The organism is Komagataeibacter xylinus, from assembly GCF_009834365.1.
Taxonomy (GTDB): Bacteria; Pseudomonadota; Alphaproteobacteria; order Acetobacterales; family Acetobacteraceae; genus Komagataeibacter; species Komagataeibacter xylinus_D.
Genome location: NZ_CP041348.1, coordinates 1,581,206 through 1,596,633, shown reverse-complemented (window position 1 = coordinate 1,596,633; position 15,428 = coordinate 1,581,206). Strand labels below are relative to the sequence as shown.

21 protein-coding genes and 1 tRNA gene are annotated in these 15,428 nt (G+C 60.1%); 4 read left to right on the top strand and 18 right to left on the bottom strand.

Annotated features, from left to right (window positions below; translation table 11 throughout):
- Window positions 1-20: 20 nt before the first annotated feature.
- Both FMA36_RS07690 and FMA36_RS07685 read right to left on the bottom strand, forming a co-directional pair.
- Complete coding sequence (locus FMA36_RS07690; protein WP_159261861.1) at window positions 21-1,211, bottom strand: hypothetical protein; 1,191 nt, start codon at window positions 1,209-1,211, stop codon at window positions 21-23.
- A 324-nt stretch (window positions 1,212-1,535) separates the two neighbouring features.
- A complete protein-coding gene (locus FMA36_RS07685; RefSeq protein WP_159261860.1) occupies window positions 1,536-3,755 on the bottom strand; it encodes a TonB-dependent receptor in 2,220 nt (739 codons plus the stop codon).
- Between the two features lie 398 nt (window positions 3,756-4,153).
- On the opposite strand from FMA36_RS07685, the gene FMA36_RS07680 reads away from it, so the two are divergent.
- Window positions 4,154-5,209 (top strand): DUF1963 domain-containing protein, encoded by a 1,056-nt coding sequence (locus tag FMA36_RS07680; RefSeq protein WP_159261859.1) that lies wholly within the window; start codon window positions 4,154-4,156, stop codon window positions 5,207-5,209.
- A 233-nt stretch (window positions 5,210-5,442) separates the two neighbouring features.
- Here FMA36_RS07680 and FMA36_RS07675 read toward each other — a convergent pair whose 3' ends face one another.
- Window positions 5,443-6,132: a TetR/AcrR family transcriptional regulator gene (locus tag FMA36_RS07675; protein WP_159261858.1), complete on the bottom strand. Its 690-nt coding sequence runs from the start codon at window positions 6,130-6,132 to the stop codon at window positions 5,443-5,445.
- Window positions 6,133-6,353: 221 nt separating this feature from the next.
- On the opposite strand from FMA36_RS07675, the gene FMA36_RS07670 reads away from it, so the two are divergent.
- The 3 genes from FMA36_RS07670 to FMA36_RS07660 all read left to right on the top strand — a co-directional run bounded on the left by FMA36_RS07670 (window position 6,354) and on the right by FMA36_RS07660 (window position 8,631).
- Window positions 6,354-7,934, top strand: a complete 1,581-nt coding sequence (locus FMA36_RS07670; RefSeq protein WP_240906523.1) for an efflux transporter outer membrane subunit — start codon at window positions 6,354-6,356, stop codon at window positions 7,932-7,934.
- Window positions 7,935-8,046: 112 nt separating this feature from the next.
- A complete protein-coding gene (gene dksA / locus FMA36_RS07665; RefSeq protein ID WP_025439494.1) occupies window positions 8,047-8,460 on the top strand; it encodes an RNA polymerase-binding protein DksA in 414 nt (137 codons plus the stop codon).
- Window positions 8,461-8,556: 96 nt separating this feature from the next.
- Window positions 8,557-8,631: transfer RNA gene (locus FMA36_RS07660), tRNA-Thr, on the top strand.
- A 23-nt stretch (window positions 8,632-8,654) separates the two neighbouring features.
- Here FMA36_RS07660 and FMA36_RS07655 read toward each other — a convergent pair.
- From FMA36_RS07655 to FMA36_RS07590, 15 genes are read right to left on the bottom strand one after another with little or no spacing between them, the layout of a single operon-like run.
- Window positions 8,655-9,527 carry a tyrosine-type recombinase/integrase gene (locus FMA36_RS07655; RefSeq protein WP_159261857.1) on the bottom strand — a complete coding sequence of 291 codons (873 nt, stop codon included), beginning with the start codon at window positions 9,525-9,527 and terminating at the stop codon, window positions 8,655-8,657.
- Between the two features lie 56 nt (window positions 9,528-9,583).
- Complete coding sequence (locus FMA36_RS19890; RefSeq protein WP_206065225.1) at window positions 9,584-9,895, bottom strand: helix-turn-helix domain-containing protein; 312 nt, start codon at window positions 9,893-9,895, stop codon at window positions 9,584-9,586.
- Entirely contained in the window at window positions 9,888-10,331 is a 444-nt protein-coding gene (locus FMA36_RS07645; RefSeq protein WP_159261856.1) for a hypothetical protein, read from the bottom strand. Before FMA36_RS07645 ends, FMA36_RS19890 begins: the two co-directional genes overlap by 8 nt.
- A complete protein-coding gene (locus tag FMA36_RS07640) occupies window positions 10,328-10,585 on the bottom strand; it encodes a hypothetical protein (RefSeq protein WP_159261855.1) in 258 nt (85 codons plus the stop codon). The genes FMA36_RS07645 and FMA36_RS07640 overlap by 4 nt, the downstream gene beginning before the upstream one ends.
- Complete coding sequence (locus tag FMA36_RS07635) at window positions 10,582-11,265, bottom strand: DUF2786 domain-containing protein (RefSeq protein ID WP_159261854.1); 684 nt, start codon at window positions 11,263-11,265, stop codon at window positions 10,582-10,584. Before FMA36_RS07635 ends, FMA36_RS07640 begins: the two co-directional genes overlap by 4 nt.
- Complete coding sequence (locus tag FMA36_RS07630; RefSeq protein ID WP_159261853.1) at window positions 11,262-12,146, bottom strand: hypothetical protein; 885 nt, start codon at window positions 12,144-12,146, stop codon at window positions 11,262-11,264. Before FMA36_RS07630 ends, FMA36_RS07635 begins: the two co-directional genes overlap by 4 nt.
- Window positions 12,143-12,529, bottom strand: coding sequence for an SPFH domain-containing protein (locus tag FMA36_RS07625; protein ID WP_159261852.1), 387 nt, complete (start codon window positions 12,527-12,529; stop codon window positions 12,143-12,145). The genes FMA36_RS07630 and FMA36_RS07625 overlap by 4 nt, the downstream gene beginning before the upstream one ends.
- Complete coding sequence (locus FMA36_RS07620; protein ID WP_159261851.1) at window positions 12,526-13,077, bottom strand: hypothetical protein; 552 nt, start codon at window positions 13,075-13,077, stop codon at window positions 12,526-12,528. The genes FMA36_RS07625 and FMA36_RS07620 overlap by 4 nt, the downstream gene beginning before the upstream one ends.
- Entirely contained in the window at window positions 13,074-13,529 is a 456-nt protein-coding gene (locus tag FMA36_RS07615; protein ID WP_159263732.1) for a hypothetical protein, read from the bottom strand. Before FMA36_RS07615 ends, FMA36_RS07620 begins: the two co-directional genes overlap by 4 nt.
- Window positions 13,529-13,786, bottom strand: coding sequence for a hypothetical protein (locus FMA36_RS07610; protein WP_159261850.1), 258 nt, complete (start codon window positions 13,784-13,786; stop codon window positions 13,529-13,531). The genes FMA36_RS07615 and FMA36_RS07610 overlap by 1 nt, the downstream gene beginning before the upstream one ends.
- Window positions 13,783-13,905, bottom strand: coding sequence for a hypothetical protein (locus FMA36_RS19720; protein ID WP_275881473.1), 123 nt, complete (start codon window positions 13,903-13,905; stop codon window positions 13,783-13,785). Before FMA36_RS19720 ends, FMA36_RS07610 begins: the two co-directional genes overlap by 4 nt.
- A complete protein-coding gene (locus tag FMA36_RS07605) occupies window positions 13,902-14,198 on the bottom strand; it encodes a hypothetical protein (RefSeq protein WP_159261849.1) in 297 nt (98 codons plus the stop codon). Before FMA36_RS07605 ends, FMA36_RS19720 begins: the two co-directional genes overlap by 4 nt.
- Window positions 14,195-14,467: a hypothetical protein gene (locus FMA36_RS07600; protein WP_159261848.1), complete on the bottom strand. Its 273-nt coding sequence runs from the start codon at window positions 14,465-14,467 to the stop codon at window positions 14,195-14,197. Before FMA36_RS07600 ends, FMA36_RS07605 begins: the two co-directional genes overlap by 4 nt.
- Window positions 14,464-14,829: a hypothetical protein gene (locus FMA36_RS07595; protein ID WP_159261847.1), complete on the bottom strand. Its 366-nt coding sequence runs from the start codon at window positions 14,827-14,829 to the stop codon at window positions 14,464-14,466. Before FMA36_RS07595 ends, FMA36_RS07600 begins: the two co-directional genes overlap by 4 nt.
- A complete protein-coding gene (locus tag FMA36_RS07590; protein ID WP_159261846.1) occupies window positions 14,826-15,419 on the bottom strand; it encodes a hypothetical protein in 594 nt (197 codons plus the stop codon). Before FMA36_RS07590 ends, FMA36_RS07595 begins: the two co-directional genes overlap by 4 nt.
- Window positions 15,420-15,428: the final 9 nt, after the last annotated feature.

Genomic DNA, 15,428 nt, shown 5'->3' with positions numbered 1-15,428 from the left:
GCATTGAACGGACAGGCGTTTCAGGACTGTGCGGTGCTTCTGGCCTGCGCGGCCCAGGCCAGTATGCGCACGCGGTCCTGCGGGCTGAAAAGGCGCCATGGATAATAAAAGGACATCCGTTTTCCCTGCCTGATCTTTAAAAAGCGCGAGGTAGACGTTGCGGTCAGAACCGCCCATGGGTTGAAAACCCTTACCTTGTCCTGATCCATGTCCAGCAGGCTTATTCCCTTCGCATCAATCCGCACTCTTGCCCCGGACCGTGCCTTTATCTGGCGTAGATGTTGAACAGACAGGAACACAAGAGTGAGGATGACAATACTGGCATTGATCATGACAGTGTGTGCATCAAGACCAAGGAGCAGGCGTGCCTTATTGATCATGCTGGTCGAACAGGACAGGACTGCCCTGTTAGCTGGTACCATGAACATCACAACCAGATTCAGCATGAACAGCCACCCTGTGACCATGGCCACGACCCAGGGTACAAACCTTAAAAATACAGAAAACATTTCTCCTTTCGTGAGCAACAGGGGAACGGTCACATTGTCCCCTTCCGCATCCCTCGCCAGGAGGCCCGTCGTGCCTGCAGGGTATCGCGCGGCAGTCGGGGCAGCGTGCTGCATGCGTAGCCTGCGGATCAGTGTCCGGGCGCGCTGCACGTCCTGTGAGGCAAAGCTGCTCCAGGGAATGACGAGCCGCCTGCTCTGGGCAGACATGCGCAGGATCAGAAGGCGGCCTGTCGGGCGTATTATCCTGAAATCATTCCAGGGGATGTCTGCATATATCCCCGTGGCATCGCGGACTGAAATGCTATTGGCGGACAGGGTATAGATCGTACTACGCAGGACATGACGCCGACAGTAGTACCTGATGCACAGCCACAACCACACCAGACCGACCAGAACGATAAACGCCAGGACCGCAGGCGCAAACGCCCCCATGGCCAGCAACTCCATTGCCAGCCCCCACTGCCTCCGGGCCATGGCATGATCAAACGGGGGTGACACATGGGCCTGCGCAAAGAAGGACCACTGCACGCCAATCAGGACCCCGTATACAAGCTGTGACTTCCAGTTCAGCAGGGTTTGGGCCAGCACATCGAGCAGGGTTGTTCTGTGCGTGCCCGTAATGGGCTGGAAACCGGTCCCGGCCTGCGGTTCGGTGGCGGCTGTACCCGTTACGGCGCCGAGCGAAGGCGTATCATCATGCATGACCACTCACGCCCCTGCTTGCAGCCTGCATGGCAGGCGGGAGGGGAGATGGAAAAGAGCACTCCCGAAACAGTTCTGGACTCCAGAAATACTGCAATTAATATTCAAAAAATCATTCCTGGCATTTTAAAATAGAACATCATGTTTATTTATATATGAAATACCTGCTCCGGGAAAGGTAAATGGAGCGTGGCTCATTGCATCAGGCAACGAATATTAAGCCATCTGCGCGCATGAGAATTCTCTAATGAGGGCTTTTTTCAAAAAGTTCAAAGAAATGCCGCCTTTCCAAAAAAGGCGGCACCCGGGTACTTTTACTTTCTATCAGAAGTTCTGCGAAATACCGGTCAGGATCGTACGCCGCAACCCGTATTGCGGGGCGCCCACGCCAATGCCCGTGCCGCTGCGCAGCATGTAGGGGTGGTCGAACAGGTTGGTCACATCCAGCCGCAGTTGCGTGGTGCGCAGGAAGCGCGAATGAAACAGATCGCGGAAGGACTGCACCAGCGCCAGGTTGAACGTGGCGTATTGCGGGATTACGCCGCCATTGGGCACGGTATCCGTATCCTGCCGCAGGCCGCTGCCATACACCATGGTAGCCGAGAGCAGCGTGGGGTGCCCGGTGCGGTGGAAGAAAGTGTATGACCCACCGGCGGAGGCGGTCCAGCGCTGGTCATGGTCGAGATGCACCCAATGCTGGCTGATATAGTTGAGGTCATCAGGGGCGAAGTTGAACTGCGCGCTGGTAATGTCCTTGCCGATGGCGCGTGACCACGCAAAATTGCCATAGAGCGAAAGCGGCCCGCGGTCGTAGGAGGTCGAGACCTCATAGCCGTTCACCTGCCCGCGCCGGTAATTGAAGCCCGACAGGATGATGGGCGCGCCGAACTGCCCCTCATCAATCAGGTTATGGGCCAGCTTGTAATAGGCATCGAACGACACGCGCCAGCCGGGCAGAATGACCTGCTCGATCCCGGCATCGAAGTAATGGTCGCGCTCGGCCTTGACCGTGCTGCTACCGGTGCCGGCTGCCGCACCCGATGTATTGGCAAACTGCTGCAGGTCGGTGCCGCCCACCACCTCGAAAGGCGGCGGGGTGAAGTAGCGGGAATAGCCTGCATGCAGGGTGGCACCCTTCCACGCGCGCCACACCACGTTGATGCGCGGGCTGAGCTGGTGCTCGTTGGTGTATTCGCCCACGCCATCAAAACGCAGGCCGTAATTGACCGTGACATTGCGCAGTGGCCGCCATTCATCCTGCACATACAGGCCATAGACATCGCCCGTGCGGCCATTGCCGGTATGGATGGACCGGAGCGCCCCGCTGTCACTGTCCTGCACCAGTGAATCAGCCTTGGTGATGTTACGCTCGGCAAAGACCTGAAAGCCGAAGCGCACGGTATGGTCAGGCCGCACGCGCCAGGTCACGTCGCTCTGGGTGCCGGTTGACATGACCGAGCGCTCGGCGTGCTGGCTTATGCCCATATAGGCCAGATCGCCCATATTGGGGTCGGGGCTGTAGCCCAGGCTGCTGTAGCGCGAGAAGACCGATGTCTGGAGCGAGAAGGCCCCGATCTCTTTTTGCAGCGACAGGATACCGAAATCGGTAATCTGCTTCTGGCGTTCATTGAGGTTGGACGCACTTGGCGCACCCGGCACCGACACGCAGGCCGAATCATCGCCCGCGCAGGGAAAGGTCTGGCCACCGATATTGGGCAGCTGGTACTCGGCGTTCGACACGCCCGCAATCAGGCTGAGCCGCGTGTTCTCATCCACCGTGTACCGCAGGTGGCCCAGAAAATGGTACTGGTTGCTCAAATCATGCGGCGCGTTGAAGGATGACGTGGTGTTCTCGATACCCACCCGGTCATGCACGTAATCGGCGGTGAAGAAGTAATCCCACCTGCCGTGCTGCCCCCCATACTGCGCGGAGGGGAAGAAGTAGTCACGCGCGCCACCATAGATGGACACGTTGCCACCCTTGTTGGTCGCGCCGTTCTTGGTGGTGATGTCCACCACGGCTGCCTGCAGGAAGCCGTACTGCACCGGCAGCGCGCCGGTGGAGAGCGACATGTTGTCGGCAAAGCGGGTCATGAGCGTCTGGCCGAACACGTTCATGCCTTCGGGCAGTTGCACGCCATCAAGGCGGAACTGCACCTCGTTATGGTCGCCACGCACATGGATCTGGCCATAACTGTCCTGCGCCACACCAGGGGCCTGCAGCAGCACGCTGTTCAGCCCGGTATTGTCACCACCGGGAATGGTTTCAATCGCCTTGCGGCTGAACGCATGCACCGTTGCCCCCGTGGAGGGCTGCAACTGCACCCGCGCGCGGTCAAGCCGCGCGGTGACGGTCATGGCCTCCGGCGCGGATGAGGCGCGGTCGAGCGCGTGCGCCTGCGCGGGAGTGGCCTGCGGGTCAGCCGGCGTTGTGGCGGTGGCAGGCACGCCCTGCGCAAGGGCGGTGGCAACAGGGGTCAGCGCGGTTATGGCCGCCAGCATGGCACGGGAAAGGGGACGGGGGAAAAACCATAGGCGCGTCATGGCGGAAAGGCTCGCATCCGGTGAGGTGGTTTCGGGAGGCGCAGCTTTATTTGGTACAATATAACATAACAACATGAAAAAGCCGCCGCCTTCGCCGGGCCTGTCAGATGTTGTATTTATGCAACATAATCATTCAGCGAGGCGGGGACACCCCGCGCCACCGTATCGTTCCAGACAACAGGCAGCCCTATTGCACGACCGACTGATGGTCTGTTATTCTGCCTGAACATGATATTATTAAAATAAATATTTAGTTAATTCTGATAATTTCAGATAATTTTATGATAAAAGTTATCAAAATATACTTCAATAAACACAAAATTTCCAAAACAAAGGTGATGACAAAAATATTTTATCAATCTTTTATTTAAAAACCTCTCTTGAGAAAGGACACCGGCATGGCCAATACCCCACTCCCCGCTGACCGCGAAGCCCTGGCGCAATCACTACAGGCTACCGGCCTGCCCGCTGCCATCGTGGCCCATCTGGCAACTCAGGGCCGCCCGGCCATGCTCATGCCCACCACGGCGGGAGATGAGGACGCCATTCCCGCAGGGGCCTCGAAACTCGGCGGTCGCCCTGACCTGCCGCAGGGCATGGCCTGGCCCCTGCGCCCGCCCTACCCCGATGCCAATAGACGGGCGCAATACTACAACCACAAAGCGGATGACCTGCTGGCAAATCCACCCTCATGGGCAGGCGCCGGAGGAGCCGAACGGTTCAGCCGCGAATACCGGGCCAAAGCGCAGGCGGTGGCGACGGATTTCCCGCTGGCCTTCTTCGGTCAGTTCAATCTGGCCGAACTGGCGCAGGCACCGGGTTTCGACCCCGTTTTCCCGACTGAGGGCCGCCTGCTGGTATTCTATGATTACTGGATAGAGCCGGAAGAATTCATCCCGGAAGCCGCCGTGGGGTGGCGCGTAATATGGGATCCGTCACCCGTGTCTGGACTGGTGCGCGCGCCGGTGCCTCAGGCCCTGCTTACGATCTCGAACGATAAGTGGAGTTGCGTCTTTCCCCCTGCTCCCGTAACCACGCCACGCTCCGTCATCACGCCCATACCGTTAAACGACAAGGGATGGGATGCCTTCTCCCTTGATGATCGTGCGAAAGCCCTGGCCTATAATGACTGGTTCTATGCCTTCGGCACGCCCGATGAAAACAGGCGTGACAACCACCAGTTTGGCGGCTTTCCACAACCCTTGCAGAACGGCCTTCAGGCCCGTAGCCAGCTTGCCGCCAATGGCCTGAACTGCGGGGGCGGTGCTGTATGGAACACGGCTCAGGCAAAGGCACTGCTTGAATCCGCTGCACAGTGGCGGCTCGTCGTGCAGATCGGGGCGGACCCGCATGCGCGGTTTTCTGATGTCGGGGCCTATTACGTGATGATGCGCGAGGACGATATCGTAGCCCGTCGGTTCGACCGGGCGCGTGTCGTCTATCAGTGCGGTTAGGGCCACTGGCTTGCATCAAGGCGAAAGGACAGGCCCTTCATCCCTGTGTGGGCCAGAACACTATTCGCATAATACATTGATTTGAAATCATTATTTTACTGTCAAAGCAACCACTACCCAAAGCGCCCCTTTTCGTGCCCCCGGCAAAGGATCATCGTCAGGGTTCGCGCCATAGCGCAGGCAGGCAACGTCCGGGGGCAGCTTTTTTCAAACAGCTTTGTCAGAGCGCGCCCTCACCGCTCCATCACCACCGGCGGCAGGCGCGGCCCTTCGCGCAGATAGGCGTTGAGGAAAGTCCGCACCGCCGAACGTGCAATGAAATCGATATGCGCCTGATCGGTGCTGACCGGCAGTTGCAGGCGCGAACGCGCGGTAATGCGGGTCTGGCACAGAGCATAGAACTGCTCGGCAGCAAAAACCGGGTCGGGGATGTTCAGCACGCCGGAATCATTGTGCTGCATCAGCCAGGCCGAAAGGATGTTGATGGCCTTCTGGGGCCCGTGCTTCCAGAACGTCTCGGCCAGTTCGGGAAAATTGCCTGCCTCGGAAATGATGATGCGGTTGAGCATGAGCGACAGCGGCGAGGTGAGCAGCCTGATCATGGCCACAGCCAGGTGCTCGAGCGATTCCGTCAGGTTCGCACCTTCATCAATGCGGCTGAACAGGAGCGGCATCTTCTCGCATGCGCACTGCTCGACAAAGGCGGAGAACAGCGTGGCCTTGCTGTCAAAATAATTGTAGAGCGTACCCTTCGACACCCCGGCATCACGCGCGATGCCCGACATGCTGGCCCCCTCGTAGCCGTTGTGGGCAAAGACACGCGCTGCCCCCGCCAGAATCTGCTGGCGCTTGGCGGCGGAGGCACCCGGGGGCAGGCTCTCGTCGGCCTGCATTTTGCCTGAATGGCCTGGCGTGGTGCCCATTGAAATCATCCTGCTCCCGCGGTTGACGCGTACTTTCGATTGACCCCGTGAGGAAAGCCGATAGGCTAGGGGACTGACCGAACTGATCGGTCATTCATGCCATGGTTTAAAAATCATGCCAAGAATGCAGAATTTACATCAGCTGTTTCAGGTACAACAGGGGGGCCATGTTGGTGGGTAGGGGAATTTCATGGCGCACGGCCGTGGTCGGGTTATCGGTCATGACCGCCGGGTGTGCGGTTGGCCCGAATTTCCATAAGCCCAAGCCATGGGTTCCCAACCAGTATGGCGGCCCGGACCGCATCGCGGCCGCAACCGACAAAAACGGCAAACCCGCCGAGGTGGCCAGCCAGACCACGCCAGATGATCCCGATACCGCCTGGTGGACCATCTTCAACGATGCCGAGCTGACCAAACTCGAGCAACGCGTGGCCAGCGACAACCTTGATGTGCGCGCCTACGCCTACCGCATGGCCCAGAGTCGGGCCGAACTGCGCATTGCCGGCGCCGAGCGCTATCCTGCCATGTCGGCCACCGGCTCCTACGCCCGCCAGCAGTACAGCACCAAGATGCTGCAGCGCATCGTGACCGACGTGGAAAGCGAACACCCTGAATTCGGCCAGGTGGTCGGCACGCCGGGCAATGCCAAGATTCCGCTGTTCAACCAGTGGCGCGACAGCGTGGACGCCACTTGGGAGCTTGACCTGTGGGGCCGCGTGCGGCGTGAATACGAGGCCGCGGCCGCAAGCTCGCAGGCGGTCAACGAATCCCGCCGTGGCATGCTGATCTCGCGCCAGTCGGAAGTGGCGCGTGACTACATGGAGCTGCGCAATACGCAGCAGCAGCTCCGCATCGTGCTGGAAAACCGCGACGTGGCGCAATCCATGCTGAACCTGAACCAGCAGCGCTACACCAAGGGCCTGGCCAGCAACCTCGAGGTGGAGCAGGCCCGCGCGCAATATGAAAACACGCTGGCCCAGATCCCGCAGCTTGAGCAGCAGCTGGCCATACAGGTCAATGCGCTGAGCCTGCTCATGGGTGCGCCGCCGCGCGCTCTGTCTGATGAACTGCTCACCGCCTCCGCCATTCCGCCCGTGCCGCCACGCGTGCCGGTGGGCGTGCCCTCGGAGCTCGCCCGCCGCCGCCCCGACATCCGCCGCGCGGAGGCCAACCTGCACGCCGCCACCGCCCAGGTAGGCGAAGCGGTGGCCGAGTTCTACCCGCGCGTGACCATCAATGCAGGTTTCGGCTTCGAATCCCTCTCCTTCCGCGATCTTGGGTTCTGGAACGCCAAGGCGTGGAATGTCGGCCCCTCCATCACGCTGCCCCTGTTCCAGGGCGGGCGCCTGCGTGGCCAGCTTGAGCTGCGCAAGGCCGCCCAGAAGGAAGCCGCCATCAACTACCAGAAAACCGTGCTCGGCGCCTGGCACGACGTGGATAACGCGCTCACCGCCTATACCGACGAGCAGCGCCGCCATGACAGCCTCGAGCAGCGCATGCAGGCCAGCCACCACGCGCTGGAACTGGCACAGAGCCAGTACCGTAACGGCATGGTGACCTACCTCAACGTGCTCGATGCCCAGCGCCAGTACCTGGGCGCCGAGTCCGACCTCACCACCAGCACCGCCACCATATCGGGCAATCTGGTACGGCTGTACAACGCGCTTGGCGGCGGGTGGGAAACAACCTATCCCGACACGCCACGCCACGGCAGGCAGGCCACCGCCACGACCCGCCCGGCTGCAACGGGCGGCACGTCTGCCACCCCCGCTCTTTCCACCACGCCGGGCCAGCATGCCTGATGGCCTGCGTTAAAAGCTTGGCGCGGGCGCGCCTTGCTAGTATAAGCCGCCCCGTTCCCGACTGGCAGGCCAGTAACTGCCACACGGAAGCATGGCGCAGGGACCTGTTCGTATGATTACATTGCCCCCCGACTATCGCCCCTCGGATGATGAAGAATTCATGAATCCGCAGCAGGTGGAATATTTCCGCCTCAAGTTGCTGAAATGGCGGGCGGACCTTCTCAAGGAAGCGGATGAAACGCTGGCCAGCCTGTCGGAAGGCGGCATCCATGAAGCCGACATTACCGACCGCGCCAGTGTCGAGACCGACCGCGCGCTCGAGCTGCGCACCCGTGACCGCGCCCGCAAGCTGATCTCCAAGATCAACCAGGCCCTGCTGCGCGTTGAAGCGGGTACTTATGGCTATTGCGAGGAAACCGGCGAGCCGATCGGGCTCAAGCGCCTCGAGGCCCGCCCCATCGCCACCCTGTCGATCGAGGCGCAGGAGCGCCACGAACGCATGGAGCGCATCCACCGCGACGACTGACCCTTCCCTGCACCGGCAGGAAAACCCCAATTTGCCAAAAGGCGATAAAAGGGGTTGCCAGCCGGTGCAGGAAAAGTTAGGAAGCCCGCATACCGTGCTGCTGTAGCTCAGTGGTAGAGCACTCCCTTGGTAAGGGAGAGGTCGACAGTTCAATCCTGTCCAGCAGCACCATATATTCCCTACATTCTCGTGCGCTACATTTCTGTGTTGTCTGGTCCACGTGGACCAGAGAATACCGATAGGGCATCTGCAGCCTTTTTCAACCAGTCCGGGCTATGATGCCCATAGACGCGCTCGATCATCTCCACGCTGTTCCCCAAAAACTTGGCGACCATCTCAAATGGCACGCCGGCCATTACCATCCATGTCGCGCAGGTGTGGCGCAGGGTATGGGGAGTAACATCCTCGAGGTCGGCCTTCTGAACACGTTTGTTAAAGGCCGTCTTGATTTTGCGGACGCGATTCCCCCGATACTCGATCACCCAGTCAGTCGTGCGCCCCTCGGCCGCGACTGTGAGCGCCTGGCGTAGCTGAGGCACCATTGGCACGATCGAACGGCCTTTGTTTCCGGTTCCACGGCCGAAGCTGATGACACCTGTCTGCAGGTCAACCTGATCCCATGTTAGCTCGAGAATAGCCCCGGTGCGTGCACCGGTGTATAGAGCCATGAGAATGAATAGCTGGACGTGGGGTGTGCTGGTCACCCCCAGAAGCCTGTTCGCTTCCTGATGAGTAAGCCAGCGCTCTCGTGGGGGCGGCGCTGATGGTACCTCGATCGATGGCGACATAGAGATCCATTTCTCCTTGACGGCCCAGCTCATAGCCGCCCGGAGTGTGACCAGTTCCCGAATGATGGTGCCATCACTGATTGAGCGCCACTGGCCGGCAGGTAACCCGCGCCATCCCTGCTTACGGCGCTTCTCCGCATAGCTGCGGCAGACCTGTGTCGTCAGATTATCAGGCTTCAGGAAGCCGATATGCTCGCAAAGCGCCGCTGCAGCATGTTCAAGGGTCTGGAAACTGGCTACCCGTTCCCGGCGATCGTTCAGGTAACCTTCTAGGATCATATCTACCGATGGCTCTACAGGTGGTGCAGGGGATGCTACCCCTGCCATGAGCCGCCCTAGCGCGCGTGTTGCTGCTGCCCGATCTTTTGTCCCAAGCGAAACACGTCTCTTGCCCTTCCGGGGCTCCCACCACTGGGCATAGAAATAACCGTTTCGGACTGCGAGGCTGTAGGTCGGGGCTGGTCGGTCTGACATTTCACTCGGTTTTCGTAGGCGACAACATCATCGGGGCGTATCCGAAACAGCGATCCGATTCGGATGGCCGGTAACTCTCCCCGCTTGATCAGGTTGCGAACGTGCTGATGGGAGCAGTCCCAGGCTATCGCTACATCCGCGATACGCAGGCGTTTTTCTGGCAGCTTACCCATTGGGATCATCCTTTGCTTCGGCCTCATTGCTTGTCCATGCCTGCACCCCACGCGCCCGGATCAGCCTGACATCCCCTTCCTTGACCAGAGATCCACGGAAAACAATCCTGCTGGGTCCACCCTCCTCGACCACGATGCCGAGGTATTCGCCCTGACCGTTGCCGTATATCTCGACATCGTAGATCTCCCGGCCGAACTGGAGCCCGCGCAGGCATGGATGCGCCTGGTCATCAAGGGCTTGAGGTTTCAGACCCTTGGATGCGTAGGCCGCCGCAATCAGGACATTGGCCGCAGCCCGGCGATAGGTCTGCCAGTTGGGCACCAACGTGCCGCCCTTGATGGTCATGACCATTGCATCGGGGCCACGCGGGTCATTGTATGATTCGCACAGCGCACGAGCTGCCGCTTCCACAACCGCGCTAGGAATAGTGCTCATGGGGCAACCTCCTTCAGCGAAGTAGTCACGGTCCTGACCGTGCACAGTTCGATAATGCCAAGGACGGTGGCCCTATCTATTTTCAAAGCATGCTGAACCTGCTCGCATGCTTCTCCTGCGCGCAGCATATCGAGAGCCTGCTGCCGCTGGACCTGCGTGAGGGCACGTGCCTTCTTTTTCCATCGTGCCTTGTAGGTTGCGAGAGTAGGAAACTTGCGTTTGGCCCGGTGCAGAGCCACCATAGTCTCATTCATGCCCCCTCTCCCGTGATAGCCAGACGGTTCTCACCAGAGAGGGGCGCATGCAGGACTGCCTTACGCCCTTCCCGATAGCCGTCGGTGAATGCCTGATCAGATCGGCGCGACGGCGGGGCTGCGCGGCCCGTCATTTCCGACAGATCACTGAATGCCGTGCTTTCGTAGCGGAGCAGCAACTGCTCTTCCTCGAATGGAATAGCGAGCCGTTGCGCCTTGCTGCGCACGGAGAGGATCCAGCCCTCGGCAAAATTGTCGGCACGGCTGATTTTGGTCGTGCGTTTGACGCGCTTGTTTTGCGAGCGCAGGAAATCGGTTCGCGCCTGGCTAAGCTGCCTGCTAAGCACCTCACAGGTATAGGCTGCCAGCTCAGCACGACTGGACAGGCCGTAAAACCTGATCTGACCGGTTCCTTCCTTAAAGACCGATTTCACCCCGAATACACCATTGATCATCGACCACAGACGGGTCTGGTATCTGGTCGGCCGACTCTTCGCGCTCCAGGTAAAGCAGCACCCAAACACCCCGACATTCGACAGGACCAAGTCATCCTCGGTGATCTGGTGTTCCTGCATGAGTTGCTGCGCGCGCTCCAATGCGGCGGCAGCCTCATGCGGGTTGCCTGACTTGGACAGCGCCATCAACTTCTTGAGGCGATCCATGACTGATTTCTGGCTCATGGAACCTCCACCGTCATATCGACCAGACCGGCCGCGATGATCTGGCGGCAGGCGAACTGGATAGCTTCAAACTGGTATTTCTGTGCGTGGGTCCAGCTAAAGACGCAGTCCACACTGCCTTCGAAAATGCAGTCGAGGCCCCTGCTGCCGGGTTCGTCCAGTCGGCGTTCCAGTTCATCCTTGATCCGCCAGCGGCCATCATGCGTGGCAACCATCGCAGGCGTGTAGACCGAACTACGAGGATCCCAGTCAGACCCAAGGGTATCCCGCCAAAGCCTCAGCCAGTTCTCCCAGCACGGATCGAAATCGTAGAAGTCGGTGAATACGGAACTGCCCATATCCAGAAACTCGGTGCCGGTCTCACGGCGCGTGATCGGACGTGGATCCATCTCTTCCGCATCATCCCGGAAATCATCCCGCATGCCTGCGGCTAAAGCCCTACGGTAGGCTTGGCATATCTGGCGATACCCGCCTGCACGCTCCAGGTGCACAACACGGTATCGCCGTTGTCCGTCCACTTCGTAGGGGGTGACTCTTTCACATACCGTGCCGTTCAAGGCCTCGATCACCGGAGCATTTGCCCACTGGATGACGGCCTGCAAGGTGGCATGGGCATCGTATTCCTGCTGCTGCTTAGCCGTGCGCAGCAGGTAATCCATCTCCGAGGATGATGCCCATTTGATGGCTGCATCGAACGACGAGCAGGCTTGGTAGTGCGTCAGCGTCATGTCGCAGCCGTCACCGGTCAGGATCAGCTTGCCCGGGATCCACATCAGGTTGAACCAGTAGGCTGAGCTACCGGGCCGTTTGAACTGGAACGACCTGCAGACTGCTTCCTGCATGACATGATTGGCGAGGCGGGATACGTGGTCGCAGCTCATTTTGCCTCCCCAATCCGTCCGGTTTCCAACTGGGGAACCATGCCGTCGGTTGGCACATAGACGACGGTCTTGTTAGTCTGGTTGTCCAGCTTGCTGATCCAGAGCCACCGCAGGTATTCCGCGTTTTCTTTCAGGCTCTCCCCGATGATCTTGTTGGCCTTAGCAGTCCCTTCGGCGCGCAGAATCTCTGCGTCACGCTCGGCCTGCGCGGTCTGGACCAGCACCTGCCGGTTCTGCGTGGCCTGCGCCAGTTCCGCCTCGCCTGTCATCTTGGCTGAATAGACACTGTAACGCGGACAGCCATAGAGGCCTGCGCCCACGCACATGACCAGGACAGTACCGAGACCGACCACTGCGCCAAACGCGCCAGCTTCGCCGCTCATGCCTCGCCTCCCGCTTCCTGCGCAGCCTGCTCTCTCGCCATGAACCGGGCGCGGGCACTGCGGGCCTTCATTCCTACATCCGTGGGGATCATCCCGTATGGCTCGGCATTGCCGTCAGCCTTGATGAAGCGGTCTTCATCGTTGGTGTAGAAGGCGCATACTTCTTCCAGCAGGTGCATTTCGGCTTCGACCACGCGTAACCGCGCGATCTCCACGCTCAGGTGGGCGACATGCGCTTCCATGTCGGCACGGCGGACAAGCTCAATGTCCATCCCGTTTGCAGATCGGAGAGAAACAGGGAACACCTGCGCCCGATCAAAATCCTTGAGATTGTCGTACAGTGTCGGAAGGGAGACACACACGGTCTCAATATCCGCGCATGGCTGAACGGGGCTGGCAATGGCCGTCATGTAAGCATGGAAAACAGGCCAGAGGATTTCGCGGCCATACATATCAAACACAACATTCGCAGCCCGGTGTTCCACCTCTGGTGTCACCTTCCCTGGCACAAGATACATTGGTGTTTCTGTCTTCATCTCGTTGGTCATGACTGCTCCTCTGCCAGCAGGCGCAGCTGCTGCGACACGGGCGTGCGGTCAGCATGCTGTTGCTGGGCAAAGCGGAATGTGGATGACATGCCGGCGCCGGGGGCTTCCTCCAGGCACCAGCGTTCGTGGATGCGGGCCGCGCTGTCGGCTGTCATCAGGATCAGGCGGCAGGGCTCGGGCCAGATGAGGTCGGGCGGCACGTCGTGGGATCGGATCTTGCCGTTGCCGAGTAGCTGGTCACCGCACCCGTCCTCGCGCAGCTGCTCGACCACCACACGGGTCCAGGTTGGGGAGACGCTGATGCGGACATCCTCGGCCGGGACGTGGGCGACCAGGCGTTCCCATGCCTTGGGGCGGCGTGGCAGCAGGTCGAGCGGGTTCAGCTGCGGTGCGGTGGCTGCGGGCATGGGCAGACCTGCGATGAAATCCACCAGATCGAGTTGCTGGGCCATCACGCCATGCCCCCTATCCTGTCCGGCATGCCGTAGGTGACCACAAACTTGCCCCGCTGGCCCTGATGGCCGCTGATGGCGAGCAGGCCCTTGTCGACAAGGCTGTTCAGGATGCGCGTGACGTGCGAGCGGCGCTTGAGGCCGGGCATGCAGCGCCACACGGTGTGGGCGGTTACGGACGGCTCGCGGGTGATACGGATCGCCTCACGGTGGGCTCCCAGCACCTTTTCCTGCATGCCGCGCTCTTTCGACTTCATGGCAGGCACTCCAGCACCAACAGCAGGCTGGCACCCCACATGAGGGCGTAGAACACCACGCAACCCAGCACCTGCTCGGTGGTGGGAAGCTGCTGACGGATTGGCCGGGGCAGCCTCATGACTTCACCTTCCCCGCCTTGCGGCGCTGGGCAAACAGGCTGGCCTCGATCTCGCCGCCGGTGCGGTCGATCGGGGCGGCCCCCATGAGCATGCTTTCCATGTCCTGCCAGCGGGCATCGGCCTGGGCGGTGGCGTGGCGGCAGGCCTGCGGAATACCCTCGGCCTTGGCCTGCTCGGCATCGATCATGAACCGGTTGAACTGATGCAGCAGGTTCTGGCTGACGGACTGGTTGACGAGGGTCATGCGCGCGGCGAGGTCGCGCGGTGACAGAGGGCGGAAAATGTCGGTCATGCCGCAGTTTCTTTCCTGTTCGGGGTGTGGCTGGCCGCGCGGTGGCGGCTGATCTGGTGCAGGGCGATATCCTCGGCATCGAGCGCGCGCGTGAGCTGCGCGATGCAGTGCCGGATGCGCCAGCGTTCAGCGTGGGTGAGGACAAGGCCGGGCGTGGGGCTGCTGGACAGGGCGGCGCGCATCTGGCGCTCACAGTCCTGGCGGCGCAGGACCGCGGATTGCAGGTCCTGCGCTTCACCAAGCGAGACCGCGTGAAGCGGGACAGTCATTGACCTTCCCCGTTGTCCACAATTTTCTCGGCCAGAACGGTTGCCAGAAAAGCCTGCCATTTCTGCTGCAGCTCTGACACTTCCATGAGGTGCAGAGCCGACGGGAATGTGACAGTGCCGCTCAGCACACGGATCAGACTGGTGGCCGTGGCTACCCGCTGGGCACGGAGCACAGTCAGGCGGAAGGGCATTTCGCCTTTTTTCAGGCAGTCATGCTCGGTATCGGCGATGAGTGCGCGGGCACGGGCTTCATCCGCAGCGGTGAAAGTCATGCAGCGATCGCGGCCGGTCTCCCCAAGGCGTAGGGTATGCAACTCGATGAGCTTTTCCGGCGGCTCGATGCGGATCAGGTCGGCGCTCATGCCCCTGCCCCCACCGGCAAAGCGTGGGCAGCAGGCAGTTGGGGAAGGTTGTTGTCAACCTTCCCCGCCTTTTCCATCCTTGAGGTGTCAACAGACTCGCGGAAGGAAAACTCATGACGACTGGAAAACCGTTTCCACAGCTTCCAGCCCCTTACCTTGAAGCGGCCATGATGCTTCTTCAGGAAAAAATTCGCTGTGACAGCGCGCTTATCCTTAATGATTTGTCGATTTCCACTGAGGATAAAAGAGAAAAAATCAGCAAAATATTTGTATGGAACGATCTTTCTACAGATCTTTCTTATTTTTTGCATGCCGTCGAGCGGGGCGCGGAAATATTTATTAACGATAGAACTAGTGAGCCTTACTTCGAGGACTAAAGTCTGCTTCCGACCCTGCGTATGCGCATGTGCCTGCCCACGTTCATACGCAAGGCGCTCGGCTTCACGGCGAGCCCTGTTCTGCTCGCAGGTCTCGCCCTTTCTGGGGCGACCCCCACAATATGGGGAGGTCACGCTTCGACGGACTGAGAATGCGACCAGAGGGTCGCCAGGAGTGCCCGCAATCGGGCTTCCATTGGAATCGGTAGACATAAAAAACCT